This is a genomic window from Sphingomonas sp. MS122 (genome assembly GCF_049532975.1).
Taxonomy (GTDB): domain Bacteria; phylum Pseudomonadota; class Alphaproteobacteria; order Sphingomonadales; family Sphingomonadaceae; genus Sphingomonas.
On record NZ_CP186695.1, the window covers coordinates 657,905 to 669,492 of the forward strand.

General features: G+C 67.8%; 7 protein-coding genes and 1 pseudogene. 5 read left to right on the top strand and 3 right to left on the bottom strand.

Going from position 1 to position 11,588, the window contains the following annotated elements:
- Nucleotides 1-339: 339 nt before the first annotated feature.
- The gene (locus ACO227_RS03095) at nt 340-1,095 is read left to right on the top strand and encodes a LuxR C-terminal-related transcriptional regulator (protein WP_423605188.1); all 756 of its coding nucleotides are present in this window, start codon (nt 340-342) and stop codon (nt 1,093-1,095) included.
- A 412-nt stretch (nt 1,096-1,507) separates the two neighbouring features.
- Here ACO227_RS03095 and ACO227_RS03100 read toward each other — a convergent pair.
- A pseudogene (locus tag ACO227_RS03100) lies at nt 1,508-2,251 on the bottom strand (hypothetical protein); the annotation flags it as partial.
- Nucleotides 2,252-2,634: 383 nt separating this feature from the next.
- Between ACO227_RS03100 and ACO227_RS03105 the strand changes: the two are divergent.
- The 4 genes from ACO227_RS03105 to ACO227_RS03120 all read left to right on the top strand — a co-directional run bounded on the left by ACO227_RS03105 (nt 2,635) and on the right by ACO227_RS03120 (nt 8,963).
- Nucleotides 2,635-4,881 carry a GumC family protein gene (locus ACO227_RS03105; protein WP_423605189.1) on the top strand — a complete coding sequence of 749 codons (2,247 nt, stop codon included), beginning with the start codon at nt 2,635-2,637 and terminating at the stop codon, nt 4,879-4,881.
- Nucleotides 4,882-4,942: 61 nt separating this feature from the next.
- On the top strand, nt 4,943-5,644 hold the full coding sequence (locus tag ACO227_RS03110) for a LuxR C-terminal-related transcriptional regulator (protein ID WP_423605191.1): 702 nt from the start codon (nt 4,943-4,945) through the stop codon (nt 5,642-5,644).
- Nucleotides 5,645-5,932: 288 nt separating this feature from the next.
- Complete coding sequence (locus ACO227_RS03115; RefSeq protein ID WP_423605193.1) at nt 5,933-7,957, top strand: hypothetical protein; 2,025 nt, start codon at nt 5,933-5,935, stop codon at nt 7,955-7,957.
- Nucleotides 7,958-8,165: 208 nt separating this feature from the next.
- On the top strand, nt 8,166-8,963 hold the full coding sequence (locus ACO227_RS03120) for a Crp/Fnr family transcriptional regulator (protein WP_423605195.1): 798 nt from the start codon (nt 8,166-8,168) through the stop codon (nt 8,961-8,963).
- Here the strand turns inward: ACO227_RS03120 and ACO227_RS03125 are convergent.
- Both ACO227_RS03125 and ACO227_RS03130 read right to left on the bottom strand, forming a co-directional pair.
- On the bottom strand, nt 8,956-10,017 hold the full coding sequence (locus tag ACO227_RS03125) for an NAD-dependent epimerase/dehydratase family protein (protein ID WP_423605197.1): 1,062 nt from the start codon (nt 10,015-10,017) through the stop codon (nt 8,956-8,958). The genes ACO227_RS03120 and ACO227_RS03125 overlap by 8 nt on opposite strands.
- On the bottom strand, nt 10,014-11,357 hold the full coding sequence (locus ACO227_RS03130; RefSeq protein ID WP_423605199.1) for a UDP-glucose dehydrogenase family protein: 1,344 nt from the start codon (nt 11,355-11,357) through the stop codon (nt 10,014-10,016). Before ACO227_RS03130 ends, ACO227_RS03125 begins: the two co-directional genes overlap by 4 nt.
- Nucleotides 11,358-11,588: the final 231 nt, after the last annotated feature.

An 11,588-nucleotide genomic window follows, 5' to 3' on the forward strand; every position in this document is an offset into this window, starting at 1 on the left:
TTCTACGGAGGCCCGCGAGCGAGGATCGCATCGATTCGGGAAGCCCGAAGATGCCCGGAAATGCAAATCGGCCCCGGCGCGCCCGAGTCGCGCGGCCGCGCGGCCGGATTGGTCGAACGAACAATACTCCGATGGTGAAGGCCGCGATTTGTCCCGATCTGTGTCACCCGCAAAATTAATACGGACGATATCTTAGTACATTTTAAACTACGATATTTTTTGTTCTGCTTTTGAATATATAAACCCAAATTGGGGTCGCCCCATGAAATAGAAGTAATCCGGTCGTCCAAACGGGCGATCCAAATCGGCTATCGTCGAAAACGGTAGGGAGGTTTTTCTATGTCGAGCGAACCCATCCACGTGAACATCGTTGGCAAGAACGAGATCGTCCGCGAGGGACTAAGGCGCATCCTTGCCGAACAGGATTTCCATGTCGATTGCGCCGTATCCTGCGTCGATGACCTGGATACGGAGAACGACCCGTCCGTCGTCATCGTCGATGCCAATGATATCGACGAAGGGCTCGGCGTCTGCGCCGACGTGCGCGAACGCTGTCCCAAGCCGCGCATCGTGATCATGGCCGATGGATACAGCATGGAAGACGTCTCGCGGGCATTCGCGACCGGCGCGGTCGATGCCTATCTCGTGAAGGAGATTTCGTGCGATCCGCTGGCCGGCGCGCTGCGCCTGACCGCGCTCGGCGAGAAGGTGCTGCCCTCGCAGATCGCCGGCTCGCTCGCGAGTGCGCCCTCGAGCGCGATTTCCCGCTGCTGGGATGTCGGCGCGAGCGGCACCAACCTGTCCGCGCGCGAAGTGGATATCTTGCGATGCCTGGTCGATGGGGAGCCCAACAAGGTCATCTCGCGCCGGCTCAATATCGCCGACGCCACGGTCAAGGTGCACATCAAGGCGATCCTGCGCAAGCTGCGCGTCCGCAACCGCACGCAGGCGGCGATCTGGGCGGTCAGCAGGGGGCTGGCGGGCGAAGCGCCGCGGCCGCCGCAGCCGCAGCCGCTTCCCGCGTTGCGGCCAGCGCAGCACGCTCCCGCCGCAATGTCCGCGCAAAGAGCGCCAGACATGCAACTAGCGATATGAGGTTGAAGACGATGTGGGCAATGCCGGCGCCGCTCACGCCAAGCGCCGGCGTTGCCACATAGAGCGCAGCGAAGAACGCGGCTGCCGCGACCACTGCGATCGCGAACACCTTCGGTTGCAACCCCATGGTCATCAGTGCCGGCCGCAGGGCGCCGCCCGCCAGGAACAGCAAGGCTGCGATCGACTGGACGATCAGGGGCCCCTCCGCATCCTCGAACTCGGGGCCGGCGATCAAGCGGATGGCGATGTCGCCCGCGAACACGGCGCCAAGGACGAACAGGATCGCGACGCCGAGCGTGAGCAGCTCGATCTGCCGGATCGCCATCACGAAACCGTCGAGGTCGCGCCGCGCCCAAAGCCGGGCGAGATCGGGAAAGACGACTTGCTGGACCATCGCGCCGGCCTTCATCGCGGCCAGCGTGAACTTGCGCACCAGCTGATAGATGCCGGCGCCGATCGGGCCCGCGACCGCGCCGACCGCGAGGATGTCGAGCTCCTGGGTGCTCTTGCGCACGAGCACCGCGCCATTTGACGAAAGGATGAAGGCCCAGATTCCCCGGAACTGGCGCGTGTCCGCCAGCGCGCCGAGCCGGGGCCGGCACCGGTATCCGCGCCGGCGCAGCTCGCGCCACGCCGCGGCCGCTAGGCACAGGCGCTGAAGGCACGGCACCGCGATCGTGATCGCCAGCAGCGCCCAGATCGAACCGCCGAGCACCCATACCAGCAGGACCGCGAGCAGCCGAAGCACCGCGAGGGCAGGATCGATCCACGCGATCAGCGCAAACCGGTCGAACAGGCGCAGGATCCCGGTCGGAGTCGACGAGATGCCGAACGCGACCGCGATGGCGTAGAAGCTCGCCATCGACCGCGCCTCCGCACCCCAGCCGATCCAATCCCCGACCAGCGGAATCGCGAGCAGCGCCACCGCACCGGCGGCAAGCGCGCCGGTGATGTCGAGCGCGATCCCGAAGCCGACCAGCTCGACAAAGCGCCGATCGTCCCCCGCCTCGAGGGCCTCGGTGCCGTAGCGGATCACCGCCTGCCAGGTCTCGAGCCGGACGACCTGGTCGACGAAGCGGCCATAGGCTTCGACCATCGCGAGCAGGCCGAGCAGCGCGGGGCCCAGCATCTGCGCCATCAGCGCGAGCGTCACCATGCCGAGTCCGATCGCGGCGGCATTGCCGGACGCGAGATGCGCGGCCTGCCGGAGAATCCACCCCAAGGGGCGGCGCCTCGTCGCGCCACCCTCCGGGAAAGGCGCGGCTTCCGTGTCGCCGAAACCGGGGCTCAGTCCGGACTGTGGGGTCTGAGGCTGCACGACCCTCGCTCGCTCTGTAAGACCGCGGGTCTGCCGGTCGCCGCAGCCGATTCCTAGGCGAGCAAGCGGGATAGCTCCACGGGGGTAGCCAGCGGGGCCAGCTGCGCATTCCCGCCCCGGCGCTTACCCGAAATCGCTTCGCGTCCCCCTTCTGACCAATATCCGTGGATCGAGCGCAGCCTAAGCTCCTTCGCAAAATCGCGGCGCTGGGAGTCTGGTCGATGAACATGCAGGAACAGGCGTTGATGGAGATGCGCCCCGGCGCGGTTGCCGTCCCGCAGGACGCATCAGGCGTCGACTTTCTGCGCGTCCTGCGCCGGCACCAGGGGCGGCTGGTCGTCACCTTCTTGGTCGTGATCGCGCTCGCGGCACTGGCCCTGGCATTCATCGAGCCGCGCTACCAGGCGACGGCGGTGATGCGCGTCGACGTCGAGGAGTCGGCGCTGCGCGGCGAGGAGGAGACCGCCGCCTCGATCCGCGACGCGGAGCTGCGCCGCGAGCACCAGATCGAAACGCAGATCCAGCTGTTGCAGTCGCGCCCGGTCGCGCGGCAGGTCGTGCGCGACCTCGCCCTGCACGACGATGCCGAGTTCAACCCCGACGCCGATCCGGACAAGAAGACCGGCTGGGACCGGTTCTTCGACCGGCTGCGGTTCCGGGACCGGGGCAACGACCAGCCGGCGCCGTCGGCCGCGGGCGTCGTTTCGCCCCAACTCGTCGAACGCACCACCGACCGGCTGCTCGAGATGCTCGACGTGGCGCAGGATGGCCAGTCCAGCTTCATCGACGTCACGGTGACCTCGCGGAATCCCGAAAAGGCGGCGGTCATCGCGAACAAGATCACGCGCGTCTATGTGAAGACGCAGGTCGAGGAGCGCCAGGCGGCGATCCGGCGGCGCATCCAGACGCTCGGCGAACGAGTCACCGAACTGCGCGGCCAGCTCGTGTCCACCGAACAGTCGATCGCGGCCTATCGCCGCTCGCACGGCCTCGACGCCGGCGCAGGCAGCCAGGCCAGCGCCGCCCAGATGGCACGCGCGGCGGCCGAACTCGCCGCGGTCCGCGGGCAGCGGGCCGAAACCGAGCAGCGCAGCGGCTCGGCGGGCCAGATCATGTCGCCGCTGCTCGCCGATCTGCGCAGCCAGCAGACCACAACCCAGCGGCGGCTCGGCGAGCTCGCCACCCTCTATGGCAACGCGCATCCCGATGTGCGCAAGGCGCGCGCCGAGCTCGACCAGCTGGCCGGCAGCATCGCCCAGGAATCCGGGCGTGTCCGCGCCCAGCTCGCGAACGAGGCCTCCGCGCAGCGCTCGCGCGAGGCGCAGCTCGCGGGCGACCTGTCGTCGCTTCGCGGCCGCTCGCTCGACGACATCGTCCAGGGCGTGCCGCTGGCCGATCTCGAGCGCAACGCGACGGCGACCCAGGCGGTCTATCTCGCGCTGCTCGGACGGCTGAAGGAGATCAGCCGCAACGAGAAGAATGTGAAGGCCGACGCCGCGATCGCCTCGCCGGCGCTGCAGCCGACCCAGCCGAGCTTCCCGCGCCGGACCCAGATCATGGCGGCGGCGGCCGCCGCCGCGGTCATCTTCGGCATGATCATCGTCATGCTGAGCGAGGCGCTCGACACGCAGGTGCGAAGCGCCGCGCAGGTATGGGCGATCGCCGGGCTCGCGACGCTCGGCATGGTCCCCGAGCTCAAGAAGGCGCGGCGGCGCATCCCCACGCATCTGCGCGTGATCGATCAGCCCTATACGGTCTTCGCCGAGGCGATCCGCTCGATCGAGACGCGGCTGGGGCGCAACGCCCCGCGCGCCACGGGGAATATCGTGCTGGTGACCTCGCCGCTTCCCGACGAAGGCAAGACGAGCATCTCGATCGGCCTCGCCGCGGCGGCCGTGGCGCGCGGGCGCCGCGCGGTGGTGGTCGACTTCGACCTGCGCCGGCCCGGCCTCGCCACGCTGCTCGACGACGAATCGGAGGGCAAGGACCTGCTGGACTATATCCGGGGCGAGGCGGAGATCGACGAGATCATCTTCCCGAGCCGCTCGAACCCGACGGTGCACGGCGTGATGGCGCACCGGCCGGCAGCGGACCCCGGCGCGGCGATCGCTTCGCCGCGGGTCGAGGCGCTGTTCGCCATCCTTCGCGCGCGCTACGATCTGATCGTCGTCAACACGCCTCCGGTCCTCGCGGTGAGCGACGCCCAGCAACTGGCGCGTTTCGCGGAGCAATCCCTTCTCGTCCTGCGATGGGGGCGCACCACCCCGGACCTGCTGCGATCGGCGATCCTGCAGTTCGGGGAGACGGTGACCGGTGTCGTCTTCAACCGCGTCCGCTATCGCAAGCACGCGCGGTTCCATTACGGCGACGGCATCCAGCAATATCATCGCTATGCGCGCGACGCCCAGCCCGCGTTGCTGCGCCATCCGATCCTGCGGCTGCTCGGCCGCCGTTCGGAGCCCGCCTGAAACGGATCATTCGCGTGGTGGCCACTCGAACACCATTCGCATCTCGTGAAGAGCCGGGCCGTTGACCGCGAACCTGCGCGCGATCAGCGGGGGGCGGAACGCGGGCCGCCCGGGTTCGGACGAACTGTACCTGCTGGTGATCGACCCCCGTTCCCTGACCCGCGACTGCCTGGTGGCGGCGCTGGAGGGAGTCGAGGGCCTGGGCTCGGTGATCGCCGCGGGGAGCGTCGAGGAGGCGGCGGCGATCCTCGCCGGGATCGACGGGCGCACCGCCGCGCTGCTGAACCTCGCCTCCGACGCGTTCGATCATCCCACGCTCTCGCGCATGATCGAGCCGCTGCGCGAGGCGCCGCCCGGCAGCATCCTCGTCCTGACGACGCATGTCGACGCCGAGCATGCGCGCGCCGCGCTGAGCCTCGGGATCGCCGGCTTCCTCAGCGCCGACATGTCGTTCGACCTCACGGTCGAGGCGATCCGGATCGTCAGCCGCGGCTGGATCGCCTATCCCCGCTCGATCCTCGAGCAGCCGGCAATCCAGTCGATCATGCTCTCGTCCAACGTCCGCCGCAGCTATGACGCGATGCTCACCGGGCGTCAGCGCCAGGTCCTCGACGGCCTGTCCCGCGGGCTGACCAACCGGCAGATCGCGACGAGCCTGCGAGTCACCGAACGCACGGTGAAGGCGCATGTGAAGGAACTGATGCGCCGGCTGGGGGCGAGCAATCGCACCCAGGTCGTCGCGATCACCAGCGCCCATCCCTAGCCCGCAACCAGTCCCCAAAGATCAAGTAATCGCACGCATTGTCCTTTAGGACAATGTGCGTTTGTTCAATATTACTTGACAGACCCCGAGGCAGATTAGGTAAAAATCGGGACAAAATTCATCTTATTTAAACTAATGTCGTAGCAGATCGTCCGTAAAGGCTTCAGATTTACTTATAAATCCTGTCGCTGACGGGCAATAAGCTCTTGATTACCGGAAACATCATTGAACCAGGCGCGGGCATTCCAAGTCATGGTTAATGAATGTTGACTAAAGAGGTCGCGTGTTATGCTTTCCTTGCCGAAGCGCAGCCTGGTGCCGGCCCTGTCGGTCGCCGCCATCGCATTGATCGCCGTCGCCGTGGTGACCGCGCGCGCCGCGCCGGTCGCGATCGGATCGGGCGTGGAGCTGACCACCAAGTTCCGGGTCATGACGGGGGACCTGCAGACCGGCGCGGGCGTGCAGCTCGCCGGCGCCACCGGCCGGGTCGTCGAAGGGCCGGTCCTGCGCCTTGGCGTCCGGTGGTGGCGAGTCGATTTCGGCGACGGCGCCGACGGCTGGGTGAACGAGGCGGTGTTGCGCGAGACCGGGGTCATCGTCGCGCCCAGCCCGACCCCGGCGCCCACAGCAGCGCCCTCGCCCCAACCGACGGCCACGCCCACGCCCGCGCCGTCGGCGGGCGCCGCCGCCGCCTTCGCCAATCCCGACGATGGCGGCATCCCGGACCGGGCGCTCCATCCCCTCGCCTTCCCGACCGCGACCGGCTTCGGCAAGCACACCAGCGTCCGCAGCTCCAACGCCGTGGTCTACAAGATCAACACGCTCGAGGATGTCGCCAGCGCGGGGGACGGCAAGATCAGCTATCGCGAGTGCGCGCTCGCGCTGGCGGTGACCTCGCCCTATGCGATCCCCGCCGGGCGGCCGCGCTACTGCGTCTTCGACGTCGCCGGGGCGATCGTCCTGCAATCGGCGGCGTTCATCACCAAGCCGCAGATCTACATCGCCGGGCAGACCTCGCCGGGCGGGATCGAGTTCCGGCTGGGCGACCGCTACAATCCGGTGGATTCGCTGATCGACACGCGCCACGGCGGCAACCACATGATCCTGCGCCACGTGCGCACGCGCACCGGCCCGCATCTCGGCCGCACGTCGGAGAATGGCGATCCGATCCGGCTGCAGGGCACCAACAACCAGATCATCGACCACGTCTCGACGATGTTCGGAACCGACGAGAGCCTCGACGTGGCGTGTGTCGACTGCACCGTGCAATGGTCGATCATCGGCCCCAACATCTGCCGCAATGGCGGGCACGTCTCGGCGCTGCACTGCAAGACCTTCTTCCTGAAGCCCGCGTCGCGCGTCACCATCGCGCACAACCTCTCGCAGCATGGCGAGCAGCGCGGCATCAACATCGCGGTCGGGACGAACCCGGCGGCCGCGGGCAATACGGGCCAGGTCGATGTGGTCAACAACGTCCTCTACCACTTCATCGCGGAGGCCGGGCTCGTCTCGAACCAGTTCGGCAGCGTCTATGCCAACTATGTCAACAACGTCTATCTGCGCGGGCCGCGCTACAATTCCAGCGACGGCAACTATCTGATCGGGCTCTACACCCCCGGCAGCACCTCGGGCTTCGGCTTCAACATCCATTCCAGGGGCAATGTGACGCCGCGCACGCGCGTCGCCGGGCAGTTCGGATCGGCCACGACCGATCCGTTCCAGAACAGCGCCGGCTTCATCGCGCATGTCGTGCCGAGCTCGATCTGCGGGGTGACGAGCACCGGCGCGCGCGATTGCAGCCGCACCGGCCTCGCCACCGTGCAGAACCTCGCCTATGCGCTGATGCCGGGCGTCACCGGGCCGTCATTCGATCCCGCGCGGATCGTGTCGGCGGAGCAAGCGCTGCGCGACGTCCTCACCTTCGCCGGCGCCGATCGCTGCCGCGACGGCATATGCCGCGACAATGTCGACCAGATGTATGTCGAGGACGTGCGCAGCTGCGACTCCGCCCCTTACCTGTTCGCGTCGAGCTGGCCGGGGAGCATCGCCGAGGTCGGCGGCTGGGCCCGGCTCACGCCGGGCGTCGCCAAGCCCGATCGCGACAATGACGGGATGCCGGACGACTGGGAGAGCCGGTTCACCAATACCAACCCCAATGTATGGGATGCGAACGACGATCGCGACGCCGACGGCTATCCGAACATCGAGGAATATCTGAACGCGCTCGCGCAGGATGATGTCCGCTATTCCGGCATGGTCGGGTACGGCACCGGGCGGGTGCCCGCCTATAATTGCGGGAGGGCGATGTTCTGACGCAAGCGCGCTTCGGCCATTTGCTTCAATTTGGGGCATGAATGGCCCGGCCTGCAGAGCGCCGGCGACCATGCGCGCCGGATTCCGGCATCTGCCCCAAAATGGGTGATACGGGGTAGTACGGATTAACAGGTTGGCACCATGCGCTAACAGCATGATCTTCTTTGGTTGGTTCCGCCTTGGCGGAAAAGCGCTTGGAAAGGTGATCGTGCTCAACCCACTCCTCGCCAAGCTCGACAGCAAGATGCGGCTGGGGCCCGGGGAACGGGGAGCACTCGCCGGATTGATCCAGAACAGGACACATCGCCTGCCGGCCCGGCAGGACCTCTATGTCGAGGGCGACCCGGTATCGCCGATGATCGTGATCCTCGACGGCTGGGCGTGCCGCTACGACCAGCTTGCCGACGGCCGGAGGCAGATCATCGAGCTGTTCCTGCCCGGCGACCTCCTGGGCCATGATTGCCTGTTCGCGGAACGCCAGGATCATTCCGCCTGCTCGATCTCGTCGCTCTGCTATGCGCAGATTTCCCGGACCGATCTCGATGCGGCGGTCCAGCAATTCCCCGTCCTGGGCCAGGCGCTGCTCTGGGACGCGTCGGTCGCGGCGGCGATCCACCGGCAATGGATTCGCTCGCTCGGCAGGTTGAGCGCCACGCAACGGATCGCGCACCTGTTCTGCGAGCTGTTCTACCGTTCCGCACGCGCCGGCCTGGCGCGAGGCACCGCGTTCGACATGCCGATGGGGCAGCGCGATCTCGGCGATGCGCGGGGGCTCAGCGCGGTGCAGGTCAATCGCACGGTGCAGCTGCTACGATCCGCCGGCCTGCTGGGATGGCGGCGGCGCGTCGTCGAGATCGCCGACCTCCCGCGCCTGGCGACGATCGCGATGTTCCGGCCGCATTATCTCGACATCGAACCCGCCGGCGAGCTGCTCGCCTCCCCTTCCGGCGCTGCCGAGGTCGTTCGCCCTCCGCCGGAGGAACGCGACCTGCCCCTGTTCAGATAGCGACGGCGGCCCGCGCGGTTTCCGGCCCGCCGCGATCCCGTGACACCCCATGATAGTCGCAATACCAGTCGACAAAGGCCGCGACGCCGTCTGCGATCCCGGTATCCGGAACATAGCCGGTCAGCGCGCGCAGCAGCGACGGATCCGCGACGGTGAGCGCCACGTCCCCCGCCTGCATCGGCAGCATGTCCAGACGCGCGCGCCTGCCGATACAGGCCTCCACGGTTCGAATGAAGTCCATGAGCTCGACGGGGCGCCCCCCGGCGATGTTCACGACCCGGTAGGGCGCCACCGGCGAGAGGCTGTCGGCGACGCCGTCCGCGTCGACCGGTGCGCCCTGTACCGGCACAGCCTCGACCAGCCGCACGATCGCCTCGACCAGATCGCCGACATAGGTGAAGTCCCGTGCCATCCGGCCGTTGCCATAGACCTCGACCGGCCGGCCGGCGAAAATGGCGCCGGCGAACTTGAACAGCGCCATGTCCGGGCGTCCCCATGGCCCGTAGACGGTGAAGAAGCGGAACAGCGTGCTCGGGATGTCGAAGAGGTGGGCATAGGCGTGAGCCATCGCCTCCATGCCCTTCTTGGTCGCGGCATAAAGGCTCATGGGATGGTCGGCGCAGTCGGTTTCGCCGAACGGGACCTTCGCGTTCGCGCCATAGGTGGACGAGGTCGACGCCATCAGCAGGTGCCGGGGGCGAACCGCGCGCGCGAGCTCCAGCACCGCCCAGGACCCGGTGAGGTTGCTCGAGACATAGGTCGCCGGCGCGTCGATCGAGTAGCGCACGCCCGCCTGCGCCGCGAGATGGACGATCACCTCAGGCGGGTCGGCTTCGACCGCGCGCATCAGTTCGTCGCGATCCTCGAGCAAGCCCTCGACGAAACCGTATCCCGGATACGCCGCGAGGGTCGCGTTGCGCGCGCGCTTGAGCGCGGGGTCGTAGTAATCGGTGAGCGCGTCATAGCCGATCACCCGATGTCCTTCGGCGAGCAGCCGCCGCGCGAGGTGGAAGCCGATGAAGCCCGCGCTGCCGGTGACGAGGAACCTGGTCACTCGGCCGCCTCAAGCAGCGGCTCGGCCTCCCCCGGCACCGGCCGCCCGACGCTCGCATAGACGAACCCGGCGCGCTCGGCCTCGTCCGGTTTGTAGATGTTGCGCAGGTCGACGAGCACCGCGCGCGCCATCGCCGCGTGCAGCCGGGGGAGATCGAGCGCGCGGAACGCGTCCCATTCGGTGACGATCACCAGCGCCGACGCGCCCTCCGCCGCGTCATAGGCGGAACTGGCGAAGCTGACCTCGGGGAGCAGCGGCCCGGCCGCCGCCATGCCCTGCGGATCATAGGCGCGGATCGCGGCGCCCCCGTCCTGCAGCGCCTGGATGATGGTCAGCGCCGGCGCCTCGCGAATGTCGTCGGTGTTCGGCTTGAAGGTCAGGCCGAGCACCGCGACGGTCTTGCCGCGCAGGTCGCCGCCCGCGGCCTGAACCACCTTGCGCGCCATCGCCCGCTTGCGCGCGTCGTTGACCGCGACCGTCGCCTCGACCAGCCGCAGCGGCGCGCCATGGTCCTGCGCGGTCTTCATCAGCGCGAGCGTATCCTTGGGAAAGCAGGAGCCGCCATAGCCGGGCCCGGCATGGAGGAATTTGGGCCCGATGCGATTGTCGAGCCCGATCCCGCGCGCGACCTCCTGCACGTCGGCACCGGCCTGCTCGCACAGGTCGGCGATCTCGTTGATGAAGGTGATCTTCATCGCGAGGAAGGCGTTCGCGGCATATTTGATCAGCTCGCTCGTGCGGCGCCGGGTGAAGAGAATGGGCGAGCGGTTGAGGAAGAGCGGGCGATAGACTTCCTCCAGCACCGCGCGGGCACGCGCGTCCTCGATGCCGATCACGATGCGGTCGGGACGCTTGAAATCCTCGATCGCAGCACCTTCGCGCAGGAATTCCGGGTTCGAGGCCACGGCGAAGTCGGCGCCGGGATTGGTTTCCCGGATGATCCGCTCGACCTCGTCCCCGGTGCCGACCGGAACCGTCGATTTGGTCACCACCACGGTGAATCCGGCGAGGTTGCGCGCAAGCTCGCGCGCCGCGCCATGGACAAAGGAGAGGTCCGCATGCCCGTCGCCGCGCCGCGCCGGGGTGCCGACGCCGATGAACACGACATCGGCCTCGCGCACGGCCTCGGCCAGATCGGTGGTGAACGAAAGCCGGCCCGCGGCGGCGTTGCGCGCGACGAGCTGGTCGAGCATCGGCTCGTGGATCGGGATGCGCCCCGCCCGCAGCGTCGCCACCTTCGCCGCGTCCGTGTCGACGCACACGACCTCATGCCCGAAATCGGCAAAACACGCGCCCGAAACCAGTCCCACATAGCCGGAGCCGATCATCACCAAGCGCATCGCGAACCCTCCTCGAGGCCGGATCGATGGGTAGCCGATCGTTGCCCGGGCGTGCGGGGTGCATTGGAGGGACCGCCTGACCCTTACTGGTGACGCGGTGCGGGCGAGTGCCTTCGCGCGATACGCCCTACCCGGTCACCTACTTCCGGGCTACCCCGCGTTCCCCGGCCGCTCATCGGGCTTGGCAATGTTCAGCGCGACCCGGACCGGCCATGCTGCGCGCCAGATCGA